The 21,672-nt window shown below is 47.6% G+C and carries 25 protein-coding genes; 5 read left to right on the plus strand and 20 right to left on the minus strand.

Translation table 11 applies throughout. From position 1 onward, the window contains the following. Nucleotides 1-2 precede the first annotated feature (2 nt). The 3 genes from ybeY (at nucleotide 3) to PHG53_03085 (ending at nucleotide 2,464) form a co-directional block, all read left to right on the plus strand. Nucleotides 3-482 (plus strand): rRNA maturation RNase YbeY, encoded by a 480-nt coding sequence (ybeY, locus tag PHG53_03075; protein MDD5380607.1) that lies wholly within the window; start codon nucleotides 3-5, stop codon nucleotides 480-482. Nucleotides 483-488: 6 nt separating this feature from the next. Then, nucleotides 489-1,232 (plus strand): DNA repair protein RecO, encoded by a 744-nt coding sequence (gene recO / locus PHG53_03080; GenBank protein MDD5380608.1) that lies wholly within the window; start codon nucleotides 489-491, stop codon nucleotides 1,230-1,232. Nucleotides 1,233-1,921: 689 nt separating this feature from the next. After that, the gene (locus PHG53_03085) at nucleotides 1,922-2,464 is read left to right on the plus strand and encodes a class I SAM-dependent methyltransferase (GenBank protein ID MDD5380609.1); all 543 of its coding nucleotides are present in this window, start codon (nucleotides 1,922-1,924) and stop codon (nucleotides 2,462-2,464) included. Nucleotides 2,465-2,592: 128 nt separating this feature from the next. Here the strand turns inward: PHG53_03085 and PHG53_03090 are convergent, their stop codons facing one another. The 20 genes from PHG53_03090 to PHG53_03185 form a co-directional block, all read right to left on the minus strand. Then, entirely contained in the window at nucleotides 2,593-3,363 is a 771-nt protein-coding gene (locus PHG53_03090) for a dockerin type I domain-containing protein (GenBank protein MDD5380610.1), read from the minus strand. Between the two features lie 32 nt (nucleotides 3,364-3,395). After that, nucleotides 3,396-4,172, minus strand: a complete 777-nt coding sequence (locus PHG53_03095; GenBank protein MDD5380611.1) for a prepilin-type N-terminal cleavage/methylation domain-containing protein — start codon at nucleotides 4,170-4,172, stop codon at nucleotides 3,396-3,398. A 33-nt stretch (nucleotides 4,173-4,205) separates the two neighbouring features. Further along, nucleotides 4,206-4,895 carry a PEP-CTERM sorting domain-containing protein gene (locus tag PHG53_03100; protein ID MDD5380612.1) on the minus strand — a complete coding sequence of 230 codons (690 nt, stop codon included), beginning with the start codon at nucleotides 4,893-4,895 and terminating at the stop codon, nucleotides 4,206-4,208. 113 nt (nucleotides 4,896-5,008) lie between these two features. Beyond that, a complete protein-coding gene (locus PHG53_03105; protein MDD5380613.1) occupies nucleotides 5,009-5,311 on the minus strand; it encodes a hypothetical protein in 303 nt (100 codons plus the stop codon). A 16-nt stretch (nucleotides 5,312-5,327) separates the two neighbouring features. Beyond that, complete coding sequence (locus PHG53_03110; GenBank protein MDD5380614.1) at nucleotides 5,328-5,753, minus strand: transcriptional repressor; 426 nt, start codon at nucleotides 5,751-5,753, stop codon at nucleotides 5,328-5,330. Between the two features lie 175 nt (nucleotides 5,754-5,928). Next, the gene (gene ruvB / locus PHG53_03115; protein MDD5380615.1) at nucleotides 5,929-6,981 is read right to left on the minus strand and encodes a Holliday junction branch migration DNA helicase RuvB; all 1,053 of its coding nucleotides are present in this window, start codon (nucleotides 6,979-6,981) and stop codon (nucleotides 5,929-5,931) included. 80 nt (nucleotides 6,982-7,061) lie between these two features. Continuing rightward, nucleotides 7,062-7,688 (minus strand): helix-hairpin-helix domain-containing protein, encoded by a 627-nt coding sequence (locus PHG53_03120; GenBank protein ID MDD5380616.1) that lies wholly within the window; start codon nucleotides 7,686-7,688, stop codon nucleotides 7,062-7,064. After that, a complete protein-coding gene (locus PHG53_03125; GenBank protein ID MDD5380617.1) occupies nucleotides 7,672-8,100 on the minus strand; it encodes a C-GCAxxG-C-C family protein in 429 nt (142 codons plus the stop codon). Before PHG53_03125 ends, PHG53_03120 begins: the two co-directional genes overlap by 17 nt. Next, entirely contained in the window at nucleotides 8,093-8,575 is a 483-nt protein-coding gene (ruvC, locus tag PHG53_03130) for a crossover junction endodeoxyribonuclease RuvC (protein ID MDD5380618.1), read from the minus strand. Before ruvC ends, PHG53_03125 begins: the two co-directional genes overlap by 8 nt. Further along, nucleotides 8,572-10,047 (minus strand): cysteine--tRNA ligase, encoded by a 1,476-nt coding sequence (cysS, locus tag PHG53_03135; GenBank protein ID MDD5380619.1) that lies wholly within the window; start codon nucleotides 10,045-10,047, stop codon nucleotides 8,572-8,574. Before cysS ends, ruvC begins: the two co-directional genes overlap by 4 nt. 17 nt (nucleotides 10,048-10,064) lie before the next feature. Then, nucleotides 10,065-10,577, minus strand: coding sequence for a 2-C-methyl-D-erythritol 2,4-cyclodiphosphate synthase (gene ispF / locus PHG53_03140; protein ID MDD5380620.1), 513 nt, complete (start codon nucleotides 10,575-10,577; stop codon nucleotides 10,065-10,067). Beyond that, nucleotides 10,574-11,158, minus strand: coding sequence for an imidazoleglycerol-phosphate dehydratase HisB (gene hisB / locus PHG53_03145; GenBank protein ID MDD5380621.1), 585 nt, complete (start codon nucleotides 11,156-11,158; stop codon nucleotides 10,574-10,576). The genes ispF and hisB overlap by 4 nt, the downstream gene beginning before the upstream one ends. Nucleotides 11,159-11,168: 10 nt before the next feature. Next, on the minus strand, nucleotides 11,169-12,215 hold the full coding sequence (hisC, locus tag PHG53_03150; GenBank protein ID MDD5380622.1) for a histidinol-phosphate transaminase: 1,047 nt from the start codon (nucleotides 12,213-12,215) through the stop codon (nucleotides 11,169-11,171). Nucleotides 12,216-12,360: 145 nt separating this feature from the next. Next, the gene (gene accD, locus PHG53_03155) at nucleotides 12,361-13,212 is read right to left on the minus strand and encodes an acetyl-CoA carboxylase, carboxyltransferase subunit beta (GenBank protein ID MDD5380623.1); all 852 of its coding nucleotides are present in this window, start codon (nucleotides 13,210-13,212) and stop codon (nucleotides 12,361-12,363) included. Nucleotides 13,213-13,270: 58 nt separating this feature from the next. Then, nucleotides 13,271-13,942: a ribulose-phosphate 3-epimerase gene (gene rpe, locus PHG53_03160; GenBank protein MDD5380624.1), complete on the minus strand. Its 672-nt coding sequence runs from the start codon at nucleotides 13,940-13,942 to the stop codon at nucleotides 13,271-13,273. Between the two features lie 16 nt (nucleotides 13,943-13,958). Beyond that, nucleotides 13,959-15,197 (minus strand): phosphoglycerate kinase, encoded by a 1,239-nt coding sequence (locus tag PHG53_03165; GenBank protein MDD5380625.1) that lies wholly within the window; start codon nucleotides 15,195-15,197, stop codon nucleotides 13,959-13,961. A gap of 43 nt (nucleotides 15,198-15,240) precedes the next feature. After that, nucleotides 15,241-15,972, minus strand: coding sequence for a nucleoside-diphosphate kinase (locus tag PHG53_03170; GenBank protein MDD5380626.1), 732 nt, complete (start codon nucleotides 15,970-15,972; stop codon nucleotides 15,241-15,243). Between the two features lie 90 nt (nucleotides 15,973-16,062). Continuing rightward, the gene (gene gap, locus PHG53_03175) at nucleotides 16,063-17,076 is read right to left on the minus strand and encodes a type I glyceraldehyde-3-phosphate dehydrogenase (GenBank protein MDD5380627.1); all 1,014 of its coding nucleotides are present in this window, start codon (nucleotides 17,074-17,076) and stop codon (nucleotides 16,063-16,065) included. Nucleotides 17,077-17,231: 155 nt separating this feature from the next. Continuing rightward, a complete protein-coding gene (tilS, locus tag PHG53_03180) occupies nucleotides 17,232-18,677 on the minus strand; it encodes a tRNA lysidine(34) synthetase TilS (GenBank protein ID MDD5380628.1) in 1,446 nt (481 codons plus the stop codon). Between the two features lie 106 nt (nucleotides 18,678-18,783). Beyond that, nucleotides 18,784-19,569 carry a hypothetical protein gene (locus PHG53_03185; GenBank protein MDD5380629.1) on the minus strand — a complete coding sequence of 262 codons (786 nt, stop codon included), beginning with the start codon at nucleotides 19,567-19,569 and terminating at the stop codon, nucleotides 18,784-18,786. A gap of 215 nt (nucleotides 19,570-19,784) precedes the next feature. On the opposite strand from PHG53_03185, the gene PHG53_03190 reads away from it, so the two are divergent. Continuing rightward, complete coding sequence (locus PHG53_03190) at nucleotides 19,785-20,681, plus strand: DUF4097 family beta strand repeat-containing protein (GenBank protein ID MDD5380630.1); 897 nt, start codon at nucleotides 19,785-19,787, stop codon at nucleotides 20,679-20,681. A gap of 24 nt (nucleotides 20,682-20,705) precedes the next feature. Then, nucleotides 20,706-21,626: an acyl-CoA thioester hydrolase/BAAT C-terminal domain-containing protein gene (locus PHG53_03195; protein ID MDD5380631.1), complete on the plus strand. Its 921-nt coding sequence runs from the start codon at nucleotides 20,706-20,708 to the stop codon at nucleotides 21,624-21,626. Nucleotides 21,627-21,672: the final 46 nt, after the last annotated feature.

The raw sequence follows: 21,672 nt of genomic DNA on the forward strand, positions 1-21,672 counted from the left end.
TTATGGCCTCTGCCAAAAAACGCCGGAATATAGTCGTTCTAATCGCTAAAAACTTCAAAAAAATCAACATCTCTTTGCCCAAACTGAAAAAATTGGTCAAATTCATCTGCAATCGTTTTAAACTTTCAAAAGCAACTGTTAGCATCGCGATAGTTGACGACGCCCAAATCCGAAAAGTTAACAAACAGTTTCTAAATAAAAACCGCCCTACCGACTGTATAAGTTTCGACCTGTCCGAGAATAAAAAAAATGCTGTTAAATCCTTCGAGCTTGTCGTCAACGGCGAAATGGCTGTCAGATACGCAAAACTGCAAGGCCATTCAGCCGAGGCCGAGCTTGCCCTTTACATAACCCACGGCCTGCTCCACAACCTCGGATTTGATGACTCCACAAAAAAACAGGCTGAAAAAATGCACAATGCCGAAGACCAAATCCTCCGGCTGACCGGCTTCGGCCCCGTATATAATTCAGCGAAAAAATAACCCTCTATGCTGACCAAAGACACTGCTATCTGCATACGAACAACGGATTACTCTGAAACATCTCAGATAGTGACCCTTTTCACCAGGGCAGCAGGCAAAATCAGCGCAATCGCCAAAGGCTCTAAAAGGCCAAAATCCGCCTTCGACGGCCCGCTTGAAATCCTCTCTTGTGGCCAAATCGTCTTTTCCGATTCGAGCGGAGGAAAACTTGCCACCCTTACCGAATTTCAGCAAACCCCGTCCTTTTCCTGCACAAAAGATAATCTCTTTGCGTTAAATTGCTGCCTTTTCGGCGCCGAACTTGTAAACAGTTTGACGCACGACTATGACCCGCACCCCGAACTCTTCGATAGCTTTCTTCAGTTTCTACAAAACGCCAATAAGCATCAAGAGCATCGACAGGTATTAGCTCTGCTCATACTGTTTCAATTGACCTTGCTTCGGGAAATCGGCCTGATGCCCATACTGAACGCCTGCGCAAATTGCAAAACGAGTCACGGGTCACGAGCGACGAGTCACGAATTCTATTTCAGCAGCTTGGCCAACGGCCTGATTTGCGGCGACTGCGAGGCAAATTTCCCCGACAAAATCAAACTGTCCAAAAACGCGTTTGATTGTCTGACGAATGTGAAATTAATCGCAAAGGCTGAAGAAAAAGCACTCAATGAAATCGAAAAAATCTTAATTCACAACTTCACCGAAATCCTCCACCACCCGCCAAAAATGGCCAAATATGTACTGAAAAGCTGAGTTCGATAAAGTCGTTGCTCCACACCGAAATCCCACCTGCCTTTTAAAATTGGCTTCGTTTGGGTTCGTTTTGACCAAGTGTCCAATTTGCATTTTTCGTTATAATCCATTGTCGAATTTGGGGTTATAGAAATTTGACTTTTTGAAAAATTGGGTTCGTTTCGCATAATTTAATTCAATTTGATTGAAATTTCCGCTGTAAATAGACAATCTCCGTTGCCGAAATTTCAGCCACAGAGAAAAAAAGAGAAGTAAATTGCAACCAGTATTATTTGGTCATTGGTAACCGCTCATTAGTAATTCCTTTCAAGAGAGACTGCCTCTCTATAATTGGATGGGCTAGCGCGATTGATGCGAAAATTGTGTCTGTTTAGAGGGTGCGGTTTTGGCTAAGTCGTTATAGCAAAAGAGATAAAAAAAATTTCGATTTTGTCGTTTCTGGTGTTTAGATACCTGCGCGTTTGATTGATTTAGCACGTGACTCGTGGATGAAAAGGCAAGTAAGAAGTTAAAAGGTAAAAATAGCAGCTGTGCTTAGTTTTCCTTTGCTCAAGCACCGAGGAGGCCTTCAAATTTAAAATTTATGGGTTGTGTTCGGTTAGAATTAGTGAGATAGTATAAGAATGGATAGAGCAGATAAAAAATCAGAACTTTCGGGTACGTCAAAAGTGGAAAGACCCGCAAACGTGGTGCATCACCATAAGGGGAAATCGTCGGAAGGGGTGTTAAGCAAAGAAGCAATACTGAAAGAGTTAAAAATATTTCACGGACAGACGATTATCGATGCCGGCTGTGGAAACGGCTATATGGCAAAAGAATTTTCAAAACTTGTGAAAGAGACCGGGAAAGTCTACGCCCTGGACATCGACGACGAGTCAATAGAAACACTCAAAAAAGAGACAGAGAAAACCAATATAGAACCAATAGCAGCCGATATAACCAAAGCGGTGCCAATAAGAGACTATTCAGCGGATTTAATCTATTTATCAAATGTATTCCACGGATTTTCCGAAGGGCAGATAGAAGGCTTCCAAAAAGAGGTAAAACGCCTATTAAAACCAAATGCCAAGCTGGCGATTGTAGAGATAAAAAAAGAGGACACACCATTTGGTCCTCCATTAAACATAAGATTTTCTCCAGAAGAGCTGAGGCAAAAAATAACTTTAGCTGCTAAAGCTTTAGTTGAGGCAGGACAGTATTCTTATATGCAAATCTTCGAAAACACAGAGTGAGGACAAGTGAACCCCTGGCTAAATACGCCGCGTTAAAAAGAGCCCCCCAACCACAAAAGATAGGCCGTTGGGGCTGAACACTTTTGAGATTGCGGCGATGTATTTTTCAGGAATTGCGGAGCAGCGATTTATTTTAGCCAGTTGGAGGCCAACATCACAAAATCCAGAAAGTTGACTATACCGTCTTTGTTTGCATCGGCCCTTTCGTAATAGTCATTCGACCTGTCACCATTATTTTCCAGCCAATAGTAACATAATTCAGCGAGGTCATTTGCGTCAACGGCACCATCAAGCAGTAACTCGCCGGCAAGGGGGTCTTTGACAAATACGAGACCGAATGGCTCGGACGATTCATAGTTTCCGAAGTTGTCGTAAATGACATACATAATCCACTGCAGATTTGTCGCTCCTGAAGGAGCCGGCGCCCGATACTCCAGATGGATGTGGGGATCTGAAAGGGCACTATGGTTAATCCAGTCACCGGCTTCGTTTAACTCAATTCCTAAAGTGGAATTTTTGGCTATAAAGCCCGGCGTGATGGAAATACATTCGATAATGATTTGGTAATCCACGTTAGCTGTTCCCTGAAGCTGCCGGTTGGGGTCATCGGCTTTTATCGTATCGAAGCCCGGCTCGCCAATCTGATACCGGTCATATCTCGGGTTATAATATAGCGGGTAATGCCAGTTCAGCCACGTCTGGTCTCCGCTATGGTTGGGGTCACTGTGGCGATACTTCTGAGTGCAATCAACGAATAATTTATTATCATCTTCAGTGCCAACTATACCATCGGCATTGCAGCCGATGAGAAAATGGTCCAACGGGCAATCGGCGCAACAAAAGCTGTACAGCGATGCATAGATTAGTAACGCAACGGTTAATTTTTTTTTGGTTCGCATAATAATACACTCCTATCTATCTGTTAAAGAATTTACTCATCAGGCGGCCATTTGGGTGCGGATTCGGGGAACCAGAAGCAATCTCCCGGCCAGCTATAGGTTTGCTCTATTGTCAAGGTTTCAGCGTGTCCATCGGCAAAGAGATAGTTCGATTTTTTCGAGTGCCGGTCCCAGGCAACCTGTCCTTTTGCCAGGTCGATATTGTAGAACCAATTTTCCGGATGAACGTGGTCCGCGGAAGTCCAGGAAGAGGGACTTTCGGAGACGTAAATACAGTACTGAGGTTTATGAATAGTTGTGACTACATTGTATCTTCCGTAATATCTGGGGCACCTGGAGTCGAGCAGGGCGTTGAGAGCAAAGCTCGACCAGCGTAAATCTGCCAGCTGTTCGTCGAGGGGTTTGTTCCAGTCAACGAAGTTCTGAGCCCCATCACTCGGACAACGGAAGAGCAGTTGTTCGCCGAGGTATTCGGACAGAATCGAAATCCAGTATTCATCCTGGTTAGAAACGTGGCAGGAGCTGTCCGGCAGGCGATAGTTGCTTTCTATCAGGTAGCTATTCAAGGCGATGCCCATCTGGCGCATATTGGCAGAGCAGACCGTGCTTCTCGCCATTCGTCTCGCCTTGCTGAGCACAGGCAAAAGTATGCCCATTAAAAGTGCAATAATAAATATCACAACCAGCAGTTCAACCAGCGTAAAAGCCCTATATCGAAGACATGAGTGGAATATATAGCAGGGACAGTTTGTCCTGTCCCTGCTATTTCCATCAGTTAAATTACCGGATGTCGGTTTTGCCTGATTCATTTCTGATTCAAGACTCGAAAGAATTTTTTGTAATCAACGAGCATCTTTTTTTGACCTGATAAACGGAAGTAATCCCATTCCGAGCAGAGCAATCGACGCGGGTTCCGGAACAGTTACAAAATCCAGGGTGTATTGTGCCGATTCGGCAAAGCCGGTTAAGCCGGTATCAAATACGGTGAAAGTCGCGGAGAATATTTGTCCGGGACCGTCGGCCAGGGCGAGGAATTCCGTGTGGTTGTGGAAATGCCATGCACCGAGTCCGCCGGCGCCGTTTGGCAGCTCGGCATCCCAGTCAGGCTCCTCGAATGCGAATGTCGCGCCGTCATACGTCAATATCTCGAGCGTTGTTGCCTCGTCTTCCATCCAGAAATTGACCGGGTCGGAAAAACCTATTCGCTTTAACTCTATCCTCCAGTCAGGTTGGGTGAACTCATTGTTGAAATCGAGCTGGAACAGGCCGGTTTCCGGGTGAGCCGAGTGCCAGCAATCGAGCTCAGCTGCATAAATTTCTTTGCCTGCAAGAAATTCTCCTGTGGGGACCATTTGAATCGTGTCCCACTGGGGCTGCTCCGGTGTTGCGAAAATCCAGAGCTGGTTATCATCACCGTTACCCCATATACCATCGGCATTACGGCCAATGTGCGTATGGGCGTGGTCGCAGTAAGCCTGAGACGATAATATGGTCAAGGCAGCGACAGCTATACAGAAACTTCTTCGTAACATAAAAACCTCCAGTTTATTTTCATATTATTTTTTGACCGAACCGCGTCGCAGAGACAAACATTCTGCGCGCGATTCAGCTATTCTTTAGAAAACATTTTTATTCGATTTGAAACTTATGATACGGCCGGAGGCGCACGCGTATGAGGAGTGAGGAATTTGAAATCTTTTACAAGGGATTGAATTACACAAACAACCGTAGCCGCAGCTCGCGGTGGTTCTTTAATAACCGGAGCATCCGGCAAAATGGCTTTAACTGTATTTACAATCGCCTGCTGACAGATTGGACAATGCTCAGAGTCGTGATGCTCATCTTTGTGGTGTTCAGCCAAATGCAGGACAAGCACCACGTTTGTGGCGGTCAGGATGAAACAGGCCATTACAAGAGCAAGCAATATTCTTCTGAAGCTATTTTTCATTTTAAAATCTCAAGCTTTATGAACAGGATGAGCACAATCCATCAACCCTGACCTGCTGTCTGATAAATACAAATCCCTTCTTCAGCCCCTTTATTAACGGCAAAGAAAGGCCTGTAAGGCAAAACGTTTGGCCGCAGCTAACGCAGGTGAAATGAGGATGGCACTGTTTTTCGGAACAATTACGAGCCAACTCGTATTTCCAAGTTCTGCCCCTGATAAAGGCCTTATGAACCAAATCTTTAGCACAAAGTTTTTCCATTATTCTGTAAACAGTTACCTTGTCCGGGCAGTTTCTGCCAAGTTCCTGCACAAGCTCTTTTCTGGAGAGTGGCCTTTTGGCTTTAAGCAGTTCCTGTATTATAAAGAGTTGTGCCTTTGTAATGTTAAAGCCGGCGGTTTTTAATACTTCTTTTGCCTTAGTTCTTACATTCTTGTCGGCCATATAAAGCCTTTCGTAAAACTGCAATATAGTTGCAATTTTATATTATTTACTTTTAATGTCAAGTAATATCAAGAGAAATTTTCTACACTCAATTACCCCTTTTTTGAACAAGTAGGCAAATATTGCCACGGTGATGGCAGGTGAAATAGAATATGCCCCGTCGCAAGCAACGGGACTAATCAGCGGAAGGTTGTTGTTTTTCGAAGAGGTCGGGGGAATCCTTCTTCTCGTGATATTTCAGGCCGAGATGTTTGCAGGCCTTTGCGGTAATTTCACGGCCGCGTTTGGTGCGACGGAGAAAGCCAATCTGCAAAAGATAAGGCTCAACGACGTCTTCAAGGGTGTCCCTCTCTTCGCCGAGTGTGGCGGCGATGGCATCGATTCCAGCCGGGCCGCCGTCGTATGTAACCGACAGCGCACGCATAAAGGCCCTGTCCAGTTCATCCAGGCCGAGCGGGTCAATTTGCTCCATCTTCAATGCGCTTTCGACGATTTTGGCGGTGAGTGCGCCTTGCCCTTTTACCTGCGCGTAATCGCGGACGCGTTTCAAGAGCCGATTTGCTGTTCTCGGCGCGCCGCGGGAACGGGCGGCAATCAATTTCAAAGTGTCATCATCGCAGTGCAAATCCAGCAATTTGGCGGAGCGTTCGAGAATAGAAGTCAATTCTTCGGCACTGTAAAATTCGAGATGATACAGCATTCCGAATCTGCCGCGAAGAGGCGCGCTGAGCAGGCCGGCACGGGTCGTTGCGCCGATGAGCGTGAAACGCTTGAGCGGAAAATTGATGGTCTTAGCGTGCAGGCCGCTATCGACGGTGAAATCAACCCTGAATTCCTCCATCGCTGGATAGATAAATTCCTCGACCGGCGTGCTTAGCCGGTGAATCTCATCTATAAAGAGGACGTCGCCTGTATTAATATTACTCAAAAGGCCCATCACGTCGCCCTGCTTTGTCAAAGCAGGCCCAGACGAGCAGCGGATTCTTGCGCCCATTTCGTTCGCGACGACGTTGGCCAGCGTAGTTTTGCCCAACCCGGGCGGGCCGTAAAAAAGAATGTGCTCCAGAGGTTCGCCCCTTTGCTTGGCGGCGGCGATAGCAATGGCGAGCTTATCTTTGACATTGCCCTGACCGATACACTCGTTCAGGAGCTTGGGACGCAGAGAAACGTTAAAATTCTCCTCTGCGTCGTTCAGCGATTGAGCACTTATGACTCTGTTTATTGCCATAACTTAAAATCAAATATCAAAAATCAAATAGCAAAAATACAAATAAAAATCCAAATTTTCAAATGCTCAAAACGTTCGATTTATACCTCAATCCCTTGTTTGAGCCGATAAACCAGCGGCACTAACTCCTCCGCGGATTTTATATCCGGGTGCTTTTTACAGGCCAATTCGACAAGCTCGATGGCCTCATTTCTTCTTTCGCCCCAGGCGATAAGGATTTCCAGGGCCTCGGCCTGGAACGGTTTAAATGCCGACCTTGCCGCCGCCTGCTCGACACCTATTGCGAAGCTGCCCAATTTGCCTTTTAGCTCAGCGATAATCTGCTGGGCGGTTCTTTTGCCGATGCCGTCCATAGCTATCAACAACTTCTCGTCGCCAGCCTCGATGGCAGAAGCTATATTGGCGATTGGCATACTCAGGCAGCGCAGCCCTTTGCGGATACCGATGCCCTTTACGCTGGTGAACTTCTCAAAGAAGTCCCGCTCGGTATCGCTGAGGAAGCCGATGATTCTCGGTATTAGATTTCCGCCGCCCAAAGAGCCTTCGTAGTATTCCATCGTGCAAAACGTAACGTCCGAGCCGATACTGCCGGCCAGTGCGCTTACGCAGTAGCTGGGCAGCATTACTTCGTAGGCGACTGCGCCAACCTGCACCAGCGCGCTGTCGGTATCGAGCTTAACGAGTTTTCCTTCAATTCGAGCTATCATCTGCGAGCATTTCTTCCAGGATTTCGGCAGAATCTTTGACTAATTGCGAACAAATACTTCTGAAAAGCCCTTCTTTGGTGGCTTTATCCATTCCTTCTTTGGTGCGTATATCACAGCCAATCAGGGCCTGGCAATTCGTCGATTTATTCTTCTGGCGAAAAGCTTCGTCGAACTTAATAATTTTATCGTAGGGTCTGTCTTTCCCCTTTGCGAATTTTAGGCCGAGGACCATAAAGGCGCCTGTAACTGCGCCGCAGGTGCCGTCGATGCGCATTCCGCCGCCGAAGCCGGAAGCAATTTTGAGGGCCTGTTCAAATGAAACGCCGAGGTCTTGACCGTATGTTGAAAATATGGCCTGTGAACAGTTGTAGCCGTCCTCAAAACATTTCACCGCTTTTTTTGCTTTACTCATTTGAAACCTCTACTAACTGCTTCGAGTTCGCACAACACATAGCCGCGGCAATTGCATCAGCGACGTCGGGCGGCTCCGGGAGACGCGGCAGGCGTAAGAATGTTTGAATCGTCCGCTGCACCTGCTCTTTCGACGCCCGGCCATTGCCGGTGAGCGATTTTTTTATGCGCGTCGCACTGAAACTTCTGACTTCGACGCCGGCCGCTGCACAGCTTTGCAGTATAACACCCCTTGCGTGTCCCATCAATATCGCCGTTCTTGGATGAGCGTAGTGAGAATAAAGCTGTTCGACGGCAACCATTTCCGGCCTGAATTTCTTCAGCAAAGATTCAATGTCTTCAGCTATCTGGTTTAATTTTGTCTCAATGGGTGATTTTGGATTAGTCCGTATGGCGCCCGCCTCGAGCAGGCTGTCACCATCCACCACCGCATAGCCGCACACCTGCAAACCAGGGTCTATGCCGAGAATTTTCATTTGAATCTCCAGACGGTTTCGCCGGGCGTATCCTCAAGAATTACGCCGGCCTCTTCGAGCTGCTTTCTCAAAGCATCTGCTGCCGCAAAATCCTTCTTTTTCCTCGCCGCGTTTCGCTGTTCGATAAGCATTTTTACGAGCTTATCCAATGTTTCCGTATTCGCTCCGCCCTGTTCGGTATATTTTTCTCTGATAATTCCCAGCACATCGCCGCCAAGAACCGCAAACATCTTATCAATCGCGGTAAGCGTTTCGCTCGCGGCGTTTTTGGCAATCTGCTCGTTGGCCAAAGCAGCGAGGTCAAACATTACCGACAATGCTATGGCGGTATTAAGGTCATCATTCATCGCCGTTTCGAACTTTTCTTTTAATTCCTTCAACTTGCTCTCGACGTTTTTGTCGATTGGGCCTTTAGACGCGATTTTGATTCGCTTTCTCACTGCGATAACGGCGTTCGTCATTTTTTCGTAACCGCTCTGGGCTGCAAAGAGAGCGGTATCGGAAAAATCAAGCGGGCTTCGGTAGTGGCTGTTCAAGACCAGCTGCCTGATAGCCAATGGGTCATAGTTTCGCTTCAATTTTTCATGAGAGCCGGAGAAGGCCTGTTTGAGGGTAATAAAATTATTTAAGCTCTTGCCCATTTTCTGGTTATCGACGGTGACCATATTGTTGTGCACCCAGTATTTAGCGAACTGCTGCCCGCTGGCAGCTTCAGACTGGGCGATTTCGCACTCGTGGTGAGGGAACTGGTTTTCTATTCCTCCGCCGTGAATATCGAAGGGCTGGCCGAGATACTTGGTGCTCATCACGGAACATTCGAGATGCCAGCCGGGGAAACCCATCCCCCACGGGCTCGGCCATTGCATAATATGGTTGGGTTCCGCTTTTTTCCAAAGCGCGAAATCGGCGGGGTGTTTTTTGTCAGGCGAGACCTCGACACGTGCGCCTGCCTGCATTTCTTCGATATTTCTGCCGGAGAGTTTGCCGTAGTCTTCGAATTTGGAGATGTCGAAATATACCGAGCCGTTAACTTCGTAGGCACAGCCTTTTTCCAAAAGAGTTTTTACCATTTCAATCTGCTCGACGATATGGCCGCTGGCCCGTGGACTAATATCGGGGCGAACGCAGTTCAAAGCGTCCATATCTTCAAAGTAGCTGCGGGTATAACTTTCGGCCAGCGCCATTGGATGAATCTTTTCTTTTTTTGCCGCCTTTGCGATTTTATCTTCGCCCTGATCGGCATCGTCGGTCAGGTGGCCGACATCCGTGATATTTTGGACGTAAGTAACATTGTAGTCGAGATAACGCAGGTATCGCACGAGGATATCAAAGCTGACGTAGCTTTTTGCGTGTCCGAGATGGGCGTGGCCATAGACGGTCGGGCCGCAGACGTAGATTCCGACTTTATCTTTTTTCAGCGGCTTAAATTCTTCTTTTTTTCTGGTCAAGCTGTTATAGAGCTTCAGTCCCATCTGCTAACCCCTGTTATTTAAAGTGTTCTTCTGAATTTCTTTTTCAAAAGGACTATTGCTGTCGCTGCGATTGCGTCACCTGCACCGACATCGCCGAATCCGTTATCAGTCTTTGCTTTGACGTTCACGGTGTTAAAATCAATTCCCAAAATCTCGGCGATGCATCTTTTCATATGTCCCTTGAATGGCTCCAGCCGGGGCTGGTCAGCGTGTATTATCAGGTCAACATTGGCTATTTCCCAGTCTTTTTCTTCGAGCCGCTCTTTGACAATAGCCAAAAGGTCTTTACTATCGGCGTCTTCCCACCTCGGCTCATCATCGGGAAACAATGTCCCTATGTCGCCCATTGCTGCTGCGCCTAACAAGGCATCAATAACGGCATGCAAACCCACATCGCCGTCACTGTGACCTGCCAATCCGGATGGGTGAGGCACGTGAACGCCGCAGAGCATAAGCTTTCTGCCTACAGCTAATTCGTGGATATCGGTTCCGATTCCACTTCGATACTCGGGCTTAGGCCGCTCAATCACAATGTCCCCTTTGTGCTTGGCACGTCTGTACCGATAATTTTTACCGCTTCGGCAAGGGCCTGACCCAACCCCTTGAAAATTGCCTCAGCAATGTGATGGCTGTTTGTGCCGTAGGGCACGTTTATATGCAGGTTGAATTTGCCGTTATTTGAAAAGCTCCGCAGCATTTCTTCCAAACACTCGACATCGAAGTCACCGATTTTATCTGTTCGATATTCCACGTTATACACGCAGCTGCTCCTGCCTGACAAATCTACGGAAACATTGGCCATCGCCTCTTCCATCGGGACGGAACTATGGCCGTATCTGGCAATACCTTTTTTGTCGCCGAGGGCTTTGGTGAGACTCTCGCCCAGGCATATCGCTATATCTTCGATTGTGTGGTGTGCATCGACATCCAAATCACCTTTGGCGCGGAGCACCAGGTCGATTTTGCCGTGCTTGGCGAGGTGACTAAGCATATGGTCCAAAAAGCCAACGCCTGTATCTATCTGGTATTTACCGACGCCGTCCAGATTAAGCTCCAGGGTCACATCGGTTTCTTTGGTCTTTCTGTGAATTTTAGCTGTTCTCTTTGCCATAAGAATATCCCTATTCCTGCAAAATATCTTTCAAAGCCGAAAGTAGTTTATCATTTTGTTCTGGTGTGCCAATAGTGATTCTCAATTTATCTTTAAGCTCAGGGTAATCGAAATACCGAACAAAAATATTTCGCTGAGCCAATTTTTCATAGATTTCAGCCGCCCTGCCGTTTTTGCATTCCGCCAAGACAAAGTTGGAACTGCTGTCGGGGACATTTAAGCCGAGATTTCTTAACTGCCCGGTTAATCTTGTGCGTTCGGCTACTATCTTTGCAACCATCTTTCGGAAATAATCCTGGTCGCGGATTGCGGCAGAGGCTACTGCGATAGCGACCGCATCGACATTGTAGGAATCCTTGAGCTTAATAAGGCCCGTTATCAAATCCGGTCTGGCAATTGCATATCCGAACCGCAATCCCGCGAGCGAATACCCCTTGCTCATCGAGCGAAGTATAATCACATTATCAAAATCTTTGACAAGAGCCGTGCAATTTTTCTCCGCAAAATCCACATAGGCCTCGTCAATCAATAATACACCGCTGGTCTCATCAGCCAGCGAAGCCAGCTCATCGACATTTATAAAACTGCCGCTGGGCGCGTTCGGATTGCAGACAATCGTCAAGGCGGCACCGGTCCCGATCAGCTTGGCCGGCAGGTTAAATTCTTTGTCAAACGGAATTTCTATTGCTTTGCAGTTCTGCAACCCGGCCAATACCGGATAAAGCGAATAAGTCGGAACCGGATAGGCGACAGGTCTATTCTCATCACAAAACGCCTCGATGGCCATCTTTAGCAGCTCGTCTCCGCCGTTGCAGCACATAATATAATCCGGCTGGACACCGTTAACTTCCGCAGCGGCCTGCCTAAAGGCGCTTCCAATCGGGTCGGGATATCGGCGAAGCTGTTCCGGGCTTATTTCAGACAAGATCTTTAACGCCATCGGCGAAGGCGGATAGGGATTCTCATTGGTATTGAGCTTTACTACGTCGCTGTCCTTCGGCTGAAAGCCCGGCTCATACCCTTTTGCCTTTTCGATGTTTTCCCTGAAATAACCCATAGCAGTTGATTATCGATTCCCGCCTGCGGCGGGTAAAATTAATAATTGATTATTATTCGCAGATTATACGGATATTCTGTCGGAAGTGAAAGGGAAGTTTTTGGGATTATTGGCAAACAATCCAGATGCCAAGATGCGAAAATGCTTATTTTTTGCAGTAGTCGATAAGGCGGGCGATTTCGCTGCGGAGGTCTTTTCGGTGGACAATCATATCGACAAAGCCGTGCTCAAGCATAAATTCGGCCGTCTGAAACCCCTCCGGCAGCTCCACCTTTATAGTCTCGGCAATGGTACGAGGCCCGGCAAAGCCGATAAGCGCCCCGGGTTCAGCTATTATACAATCGCCCAACATAGCGAAGCTGGCCGTTACCCCGCCGGTGGTCGGGTCCGTCAGAACTGAGATGAAAAGCCCCCCTGCTTCATCATATTTAGCTAACGCCGCAGAAGTTTTGGCCATCTGGCCGAGCGAAACCACACCTTCGTGCATCCTAGCTCCGCCGGAACAGCTAACCACAACCAAAGGCAAATTCTCTTCCATTGCTTTGTCGACAGCTGCGCAAAATTTTTCGCCGACGACAAAGCCCATAGAGCCCATCATAAAATTCGGCTCCATCACACCGAGAATAACGCCTCTTCCCTTGATAAAGGCCTTGCCGATTCGTATAGCCTCTTTGACGCCGCTTTTTTCTTCATCGGTTTTGAGACGCTGTTTATAAGTGGTTCCTCTGAACCTGAAGGCAAGCGGGTCATCGGTCGTCATGTCGCTTAAAACTTCCTGAAAAGAACCTTCGTCAACGAGATACTTAATTCGAGTTTCGGCTCCGATGCGAAAATGATGATTGCACTCCGGGCAAATGTTAAGATTCTGCTCGACCGCGCTTTTATAGAGCATATGCTCGCAGCCAGGACAGCGTATCCAAAGCCCTTCGGGCATCTCCTTACGCGGCTTCAACGAAAAGCCGTTCCAGTGTTTTTTAGTTTTTTTGGTCATAGTCATACTATTTTTGCCAAGTGTTGTATTTTACCAAAAATTCGCCTGTGTTCAAACACAAAAATTACTTACAGGCATCACGAATGGCGTTTATTGCGGCAATACGGTCGGTTTTTGAGAATATTGCGTTGCCGGCCACAATAGTATCGGCACCGTAGGAAACTGCAAGCGGCGCGGTTTGAGGGTTCATTCCGCCATCGACTTCCACGCGTATATCGGGGCCTACGATTTCTCTGATTTTAATAATTTTCTTCGCAGCTTCCGGTATAAACTTCTGCGCCCCGAAACCCGGATGGACGGTCAGCACCAGAATCATATCACAAAGATGAGCGACTTTTTCTATCGCTTTTAAGGGCGTTTCGGGGTTAAGGCACAGACCTGCTGTGGCACCCATATCGTGAAGGGCCTTTATCAGCTCGACAGGGTTCTGCCCAGTCTCGATGTGAAATGTCAAATGGTTGGCGCCGGCCTTAACGAATATAGGGGCGAATTTCCGCGGGTCGGTAACCATCAGGTGGCAATCGAAGAAGAGTTCGCTGTGCTTTCGCAGCTTTTCGACCACCGGCGGGCCGATGGTAATGTTAGGAACGAAATGACCATCCATAATATCCAGATGCACCATTTTCGCACCTGCTTTTTCGATAACGGCAAGCTCATCGGCCAATTTCGCAAAATCGGCGCTCAATATTGACGGCGCAATCTCGATTGTCCCTGCTTTTGGTAGGCGCATTTTCATTGATTATTTCCAGACATTATTTTTCATCGAGGACTTCGAGGCAGACGAATTTTTTGCCTTCGAGAAATTCCAGCGAAGCTCCGCCGCCCGTTGAAACATGGCTGACGCGTTTTGAAAGGCCGAGCTTCTTTATCGCACTTGCGCTGTCACCACCGCCGATAACACTTGTCGCTCCATCATCGGTAGCTTTCGCTACCGCCTGGGCAACGGCTTTTGTGCCTTCATCGAAGGGCGGCATTTCAAAAACACCCATAGGTCCGTTCCAGACAACGGTTTTTGAGCCTTCGAGATTCTTGACGAATAGTTTAACCGCCTCAGGGCCGATATCGACTCCTATCCACCCGTCAGGAATACTGCCGACTGCGGTTTTATTAGAAGCATTGGCCTCGATTTTCTGAACGATGATTGAATCGGTCGGGATGACCAATTCACATTTGCCTTTTTTGGAGCTGGCTATCAGCTCTTTGGCTTTATCGACAAAGTCATTTTCGCAGAGACTCTTTCCTATTGTCAGCCCCGCTGCCTTAAAGAAGGTAAATGCCATAGCGCCGCCGATGAGGATGCGGTCGACCTTTTTCATAAGATTTTCGATGACTTTCAGTTTATCGGAGACCTTCGCACCGCCGAGGATGGCGACAAACGGCCTTTTGGGGTTGTTCACAGAATCGCCCAGGAATTTAAGCTCTTTTTCAAGGAGAAAGCCGATGACCCGGTCCTTGCCTTCCATCATAACGGGAACGGTGTACATCGAAGCGTTATCGCGATGGGCTGTGCCGAACGCATCATCGACGTAGACATCGCCGAGTTCCGCCATTTGTTTTGCGAAGTCGTCTTTGGCTTTTCTCAGGGCAGGATTGTCCTTTGCGTTTTTATCCTTTATTTCCTCTTCCTTATGGAACCTGACATTTTCAAGCAGCATACAATCGCCGGGCTTGAGATCAGCCGCTTTTTTCTTCACCTCAGGCCCGATGCAGTCATTCGCGAAGATAACATCCTTTTTCAGCAGCTCACCTAATTTTTTTGCTACAGGAGCAAGCGAGTATTTAGCGACTTTTTCCCCGTCGGGCCTGCCGAGATGGCTCATCAGAATAACAGAGCCGCCTTTATCAAAGATTGTTTTTATTGTCGGAAGCGCCGCGACTATTCGCGTATCGCTTGTAATATTGCAATTTTCATCCAACGGAACGTTGAAATCGACCCGCATCAATACTTTTTTCCCTTTTACGTTTATATCGGTGACTGTTTTCTTAGCCATAATAAGCTCCTGTGTTTTCTTCTTCAAATGTGACTTTGTTGGTCTAACTTTTGTTGATAAGATATTTTGCCACAACGGTGTTTAACCTGTCTCTTCCGGGTTCGCCCCTGGCATAGGCATGGAGAATCTCCAGGTCGCTTTTCCAAACCACATCTCCGGGAGCGAGTAAAAACGAACTGCCCGGCTCATAAACATCATAAAGCCGGCCGTCCTTGTAATAATAATAAGTAGAGCATACCTCCGTAGGATATGCACGCATCAGCGGGGGAATGTCATGCGGTAAAAACCAGAGCTTGATTTCCCGTTCGGCGTCAGCGAACGTGGCTGACGTATGAATCAAATTGTCCATTCGACTGCCGATAACGTTGCCGTCTGCATCCCTTATTGGCACCATTGTTCCGAGCGCCCTGATACAGCCGGGTCTTTTTTCTCTTGCCTCGTGCGGGTCAGTCGGCCCTGCTATCGACCTTATTTTTTCCAGGACACCGCGGCCTTGAAAGACAATTGCAATTACCCTGCGTTTCCATTTTTCCTGCTCAGGATAATGACTCGCCCCGGTAATATATTCAAGCAGCGGCTCATAAAACACTTTCCCCTTGTGTTCGGCGTAGTGCTCTTCCGCAAGGAACCTGTTGACATTGACGACCTTTGTGGCGGCAAAACGCGCTCCTGTATGAAATTCCGAAAACTGTGAGAAGATAAATCCTGTGATGGAATTCTTAAGGGCGTCCGGCTTGATGAGAACCAGTGTCTGTTCAAGCTGTTCTTTGCCCATAATATAGTCCTGTCTTTAAAAAATCCCGCTATTGATGCGCCATGATATTAAAAAGGACCTGTCTTCACAGACAGATCCTTTTCGTTAATTTTACATCTTTGCCATTTTTTCCATAATATCGACGGTGCGGTTCGAGTAGCCCCACTCATTGTCATACCAGCTTATGGCTTTTATCGTTTTGCCCTTTACCATTGTCAAAAGCGAATCGAAGATGCTCGAAGCCGGGTTATTGACGATATCGGAGCTTACGATTGGCTCATCGCAATAGACGAGGATGCCCTTCATCGGGCCATCCGCCGCCTTTTTCATCGCGGCGTTCACAGCAGTCACGGTAACATCCTTCTTTACATTAACCACCAGGTCAACAATGCTTCCGACCGGAATTGGAACGCGAATCGCAAAGCCGTCCAGCTTGCCGTCAAGCTCAGGAACAACCTTGCCGATTGCCTTGGCCGCGCCTGTGCTGGTGGGAATTATATTGGCTGCCGCGGCTCTGGCCCGGCGCAGGTCTTTGTGAATCTGGTCAGCCACTTTCTGGTCGTTGGTATATGCGTGAATGGTCGTCATAACACCGTTCTCGATGCCGAACGTATCGTTGAGGACCTTCGCAATCGGAGCAAGGCAGTTTGTCGTGCAGCTTGCGTTTGAAACGCACTTGATATCCTTGGTGAGCTTGTTGTCGTTAACGCCCATCACGATTGTCGCCTCGATATCATCCTTGGCCGGGACGGTCAGGACAACCTTTTTGGCGCCGGCTTTGATATGGTCGCCGTACCCGCCCTTTTCGGATTCTGCCTTTGTGAATATGCCCGTTGATTCGACGACGATATCAACGCCCATACTCTTCCAGGGCAGTTCCGCCGGGTTCTTCACGGCCAGTACCTTGATGGTTTTACCGTTTATTACAAGGTCTGTGCCCTTTGCTTCCACTGTGCCCTGCCATTTGCCTTCGACCGTATCATACTTGAACAGATGCGCTAAACTCTTTGCGTCTGACAGGTCATTGATGGCGACCAGTTCGAGGTTCGTCTTGCGGCTCATCAGAATTCTTGTTACGGCTCTGCCGATTCGGCCGAAACCGTTTATTGCAACCTTTGTTGCCATTCGTAAATCTCCTTTTCTTAATATGCCCTCAGGCATGGCTTTACGCCACACTTTAAATGCGGTTTTTAGCCTGTTTATAATGTTCTAATACAAACGAAACGGCTACTTTATTGATAACACCCCGCCTTGTCAAGAATTTATTGCCGACAATTGACCTAATCCGCTATTTTAGCGTCAGCAACTTGTAATTGAAGGATTTTCCGGGTACCGCTTGTGACTTTGGCCTGCTCACATATTCTAACCGGCCAAACCCAGATTATCCTCTCGGCATCAGCAATAATAATCGCTTTTTCGCGTATCTCCTGCGGCGTCTTCGCGGCTGTCAGGAATTTGCCTACTTTTTTCTCTTCTCGCAAACCCAAAGGAACAAATCTATCCCCCTGCTCACGGCAGCGAACAACTAACGGCAGCTTTACATTATCCAAATCAAACCACTCAATCAAATTCGACTTCTCACGTTTAAATTTCTCGAACCGTTTTTTATCGGTTTCCAAAACAGTCACTTCTACCGAGAAGCTGTCGAATTGTGTCAACCCAGGAATTTGTAACTCAACTGCTTTGTCGATACGCTTCTCGGCGGAATCGTTTTCCTGGCGACGAGCAAAAATCAACTTCCCGTATTCGCGCCAAACCAGGAATCCGTCCGGCAATTCGACTTGTTTACCGCTTGTTTTTTGCTGTGATAATTGTAATACTCTTTCATAGTGCTGCTGTGTCAAATCCCCCTCGCCGCTTCCCAAATAAACCAAGCTTCTCCGGGCCATTTCAACTCTTACTGCCGGATGCTGAGCCAAAAAACTTTTCAAATCCAGCGTAACCTTATCCGCAGCACAATCTGCCGACTGCGGCCAGATTTTCTCTGCACTGCTGCAAACCAAACTATAAAACCTTTGTGCTGATTGGGATAGTTCTGTCAATTGCTCTACGATAGAACCTTTGCACTGCTGCTGCAACACCGGAAGCAGCCGATGACGAATGAAGTTGCGCCTGTATTTACAATCATCATTCGTCCTGTCCTCCCGCCATTTTAAGCTCCGTTTGCTTAGATACTCTACAATCTCATCCCGCCTGACACAAAGCAGCGGCCTTACAAAACCGATTGCCTCGGCAAATGTCCTCACCGGCCAGATACCACCAAGGCCGCGAAAGCCTGTCCCGCGAACCAGTCGTTGTATAATCGTTTCAGCATTGTCGTCTTTTTGATGAGCAGTCGCCACCCACCTGCAATTATTGGTTTTCGCAATATCAAGCAACCTCTCAATCCGCAATCTGCGCGCGGCCGTTTCAATTGATAGTTTGTTTTTATGGGCAAACCCTCGCACATCCAGCCGCTTCGTTATTACAGCCAGGTTCAGTTTATCTGCCTGCGCAATAACAAAAGCCTCATCACCGTCGCTTTCTGAGCCTCTTAACTGATGATTTATATGAGCGCAAAGAATATCACCCCTTAAGATTTTCTCAGCCTTTGTCGCGCACATGGCATATAAAAGAGCGGTCGAATCAGCTCCGCCGGATACAGCTAACAAAATTTTATCCGCCGGGTCAAAAAGACCGTTCGCTTCTATAAAGCCTGCCACTTTTTTTTCAAATTCCAGCAGCATTTTTATTCATAAAAAAAACGGGCCTGATATTCAACCAGGCCCGAGATTCCACCGCAAACTTGTCCGCCCCCCTTGGGCGGAAAGCTGATACAGCTTTCTACAAACGTCATTTATTCTCTTCGAGAGTTTCGTCGCTCTTGGTCAGCTCGTCTATCCGTTTTTGCACAAATTCCTGCTCATCCTTACTGAGCTTTTCATTTCCGAGGGCCTGCTGATAAAGAGGCAGAGCTTCCGCCCTCCTGTGGAGGTGCTGGTCCAAAATATACGCCGCCTTATACCTCACGGGGTTGGCCGTAGCATTGTCCCACTGATACGCCCTTTGGTAATACAAAAGAGCTATGGTGTAGTCCTTGAAATATTCATAAATTCCGCCGGCCCTGTATGCCGCCTCATCAATCTTGTCACATGTGGAGTACTGCTTTATCACCTGATTGTATTTATCCAGAGCCACCCGCAATAAATTTTCGTCTATAAAAGGTTTAACAAGCAGCCTCTTGGCCGCCTTTTCAAGACGGTAGGCCTCGTCATACAAATAGTTCGCCTCATTAATCGAATCTTTCGCTTTCAAATTGGGCCCGGCCACACTCGCCTCAATGATATAGCTATACTGCGGCATTTTATTCAGTCTATCGAGCTCATCTTCAGCCCACTTCAATTTCATATTATCGCCCGCCTTCTTATAGTGCGCTACCAGCGACTCAAGATATTGCCGGTAAGCCAGGCGGCTGGTTGCCATATGCTCGATAATATCGGCCTCGCCCGCATCAACCACCGAAACTGTCTTCATTGTGGTCGGCAGAAACTGGCTCCTGCCGCTGTCCGGTCCGTAGCAACCCACCAATACGTTCAATGAGACTATTAACAATACAGCCAGAATCATCTTTTTTGCCATAATGGCCTCCTTTCAACTATATCTGGTAACTGGTGAATGATAATCGATAAATGGTAATTAGTAAATGGCAATTAGTAAATAACAAACCGAAAAAACTGCTTAAAAAAAAGACAAAAAAAGGATGATATCGTAATAAAACAGTAACATTTATAATAAAGAATAACACTTGTTGGCTTATCAGCTTTATTGAAAGCGTTATTAAAAAGGAGAAAAAAATGAAAAACGATAATTTCAAAAAGGTGTTCTTGGTTCTCCTGTCGTGTTTTGCTGTCGCTGCTATGGGCTGCGGCACAGATGGTTGTGAGCCGAAGGCAAAATACGAAAGGATAGTTACCCTTTCTGCCCCTATGTCGCCAGACACCACCTTCGAAACTCAAACCCATAATGGCTATATCGACATCACCGGCACCGATGTTACCCAGTGCAGCCTCACGGCAACTGTTACCGGCTGGGCGGATACCGAAGAAAACGCTAAACTGCTCGCCGAGGCTGTGGAAATAAAACTCGTCCCTTCCGGCGGCAAGCTCACTGCTAAAATCGAAAAGCCCGAATTGACCCCCTACCAAAGAATCGGTGTCAGTTTCGATGTAACCGTCCCCGCCGAAACAGGCGCCGACGTCACTACACACAACGGGGCTTTGATAATTAAAAACTTAACCGGCCAAATCAAAGGTGCAACACACAACGGCAGGGTTACCGCGGAAAAAATATCCGGCACAACAGAACTTAAAACGCATAACGGAGAAATAATTTGCAAAGAAGTTGCTGGAAATACACAGCTCGAAACACATAACGGCTCGATAACTTGCGAAGACGCCTCGGGCGATACATACCTTCGCACTCACAACGGAAGCGCAAAGGCGTTTTACACTGCAACCGCCCCGCCGGTATGCAATGTGTCGATGGTCAGCCACAACGGCAGCGTCAGCCTGACCGCCCCGCTGAATTTGTCGGCTAAAGTCGAAGCTTCGACGCACAACGGCTCGATAAATACCGATTTGCCGATAACTGTAAGCGGACAAGTTACTAAGAATAAACTTACCGGAACAATAGGTAAAGGCGAAGGCAAGCTCTATCTCGAAACATACAACGGCTCGATAAATATAAAATAAAATTGGAGAAGAACAGTCAAAAAAATGAAACCTCAAATAATGTTTTTACTCTTGGCCTTCTGCGTCGTGCTCGGCGCCATGTCGCCGTCTCCCGCCATCGCAGAGGTAGCTGTTCAGAAAAAACCTGTAAATGAAAACGGCATAGTGGGAGACTTTTTCTTCTGTAAAGATGCCGAGAACCAGCGACCGCTGATTCTGCTCGGAGGCGCCGAGGGCGGAAAGGCCCTGAGTGAACAGACGGATAAAATCAACGAGCTCATCCAGCGAGGATACGCTGTCCTTGTCCTGGCATACTTCGGCATGGACGCCCTTCCGCCTACACTACAGAGTATCCCGCTGGAGTATTTTGACAATGCGATCGAGTGGGTGCGCAAACAGCCGATGGTGGACCCGAACGGCGTGGGAATAATAGCAGGTTCGAAGGGAACCGAGGCCGCCCTGCTGCTGGCGACAACGAATCATAATATCAAAGCTGTTGTGGCAATTGCACCGAGCTCGCATGTATTCTGGGGAATACGCGGTCCCGGCGGCAAGGAACAATCCACATCTTCATGGTCACGCGGCGGAAAAGATATTCCTTTTGCACCGATGGTAAGCGGCAAAGAAACGGTAATCAGGGCGATGCGAACAGGCAAGTTCCTGCCGATTTACAGCCAGGCCATAGCAGGCCCACAGGCAGCCAAAGGTGAGATTAAAATAGAGCAGGCAAAGACGCCGATTCTTTTTGTTTCCGGGAAAAGGGACGAACTTTGGCCTTCTTATAAGATGGCCGAGTCCATGATGCAAAGACTCAAAGAAAAGGGGTATGCATACTATTACGAGCACCTAAGCTACAACACCGGGCACAATGTCATTCAAGAGGCACCTGAAAGCTGGGAGAAAATATTCAGCTTTCTCGAAACCTATTACCCGAGTTCTATCTCGAAACACACAACGGCTCGATAAAAAACAAAATGACTTCCCAACAATAATTTACAATTGAAGAAAAATA

The sequence above is a fragment of the Phycisphaerae bacterium genome, assembly GCA_028714855.1.
In the GTDB taxonomy this organism is placed as follows: Bacteria; Planctomycetota; Phycisphaerae; order Sedimentisphaerales; family Anaerobacaceae; genus CAIYOL01.

Bases quoted from the DNA above. Each gene is read 5' to 3' on its own strand.
- ybeY (MDD5380607.1), top strand. From the start codon at position 3: ATGGCCTCTGCCAAAAAACGCCGGAATATAGTCGTTCTAATCGCTAAA.
- recO (MDD5380608.1), top strand. From the start codon at position 489: ATGCTGACCAAAGACACTGCTATCTGCATACGAACAACGGATTACTCT.
- PHG53_03090 (MDD5380610.1), bottom strand. From the start codon at position 3,363: ATGCGAACCAAAAAAAAATTAACCGTTGCGTTACTAATCTATGCATCG.
- PHG53_03095 (MDD5380611.1), bottom strand. From the start codon at position 4,172: ATGAATCAGGCAAAACCGACATCCGGTAATTTAACTGATGGAAATAGC.
- PHG53_03100 (MDD5380612.1), bottom strand. From the start codon at position 4,895: ATGTTACGAAGAAGTTTCTGTATAGCTGTCGCTGCCTTGACCATATTA.
- PHG53_03105 (MDD5380613.1), bottom strand. From the start codon at position 5,311: ATGAAAAATAGCTTCAGAAGAATATTGCTTGCTCTTGTAATGGCCTGT.
- PHG53_03110 (MDD5380614.1), bottom strand. From the start codon at position 5,753: ATGGCCGACAAGAATGTAAGAACTAAGGCAAAAGAAGTATTAAAAACC.
- ruvB (MDD5380615.1), bottom strand. From the start codon at position 6,981: ATGGCAATAAACAGAGTCATAAGTGCTCAATCGCTGAACGACGCAGAG.
- PHG53_03120 (MDD5380616.1), bottom strand. From the start codon at position 7,688: ATGATAGCTCGAATTGAAGGAAAACTCGTTAAGCTCGATACCGACAGC.
- PHG53_03125 (MDD5380617.1), bottom strand. From the start codon at position 8,100: ATGAGTAAAGCAAAAAAAGCGGTGAAATGTTTTGAGGACGGCTACAAC.
- ruvC (MDD5380618.1), bottom strand. From the start codon at position 8,575: ATGAAAATTCTCGGCATAGACCCTGGTTTGCAGGTGTGCGGCTATGCG.
- cysS (MDD5380619.1), bottom strand. From the start codon at position 10,047: ATGGGACTGAAGCTCTATAACAGCTTGACCAGAAAAAAAGAAGAATTT.
- hisB (MDD5380621.1), bottom strand. From the start codon at position 11,158: ATGGCAAAGAGAACAGCTAAAATTCACAGAAAGACCAAAGAAACCGAT.
- hisC (MDD5380622.1), bottom strand. From the start codon at position 12,215: ATGGGTTATTTCAGGGAAAACATCGAAAAGGCAAAAGGGTATGAGCCG.
- accD (MDD5380623.1), bottom strand. From the start codon at position 13,212: ATGACTATGACCAAAAAAACTAAAAAACACTGGAACGGCTTTTCGTTG.
- rpe (MDD5380624.1), bottom strand. From the start codon at position 13,942: ATGAAAATGCGCCTACCAAAAGCAGGGACAATCGAGATTGCGCCGTCA.
- PHG53_03165 (MDD5380625.1), bottom strand. From the start codon at position 15,197: ATGGCTAAGAAAACAGTCACCGATATAAACGTAAAAGGGAAAAAAGTA.
- PHG53_03170 (MDD5380626.1), bottom strand. From the start codon at position 15,972: ATGGGCAAAGAACAGCTTGAACAGACACTGGTTCTCATCAAGCCGGAC.
- gap (MDD5380627.1), bottom strand. From the start codon at position 17,076: ATGGCAACAAAGGTTGCAATAAACGGTTTCGGCCGAATCGGCAGAGCC.
- tilS (MDD5380628.1), bottom strand. From the start codon at position 18,677: ATGCTGCTGGAATTTGAAAAAAAAGTGGCAGGCTTTATAGAAGCGAAC.
- PHG53_03185 (MDD5380629.1), bottom strand. From the start codon at position 19,569: ATGGCAAAAAAGATGATTCTGGCTGTATTGTTAATAGTCTCATTGAAC.
- PHG53_03190 (MDD5380630.1), top strand. From the start codon at position 19,785: ATGAAAAACGATAATTTCAAAAAGGTGTTCTTGGTTCTCCTGTCGTGT.
- PHG53_03195 (MDD5380631.1), top strand. From the start codon at position 20,706: ATGAAACCTCAAATAATGTTTTTACTCTTGGCCTTCTGCGTCGTGCTC.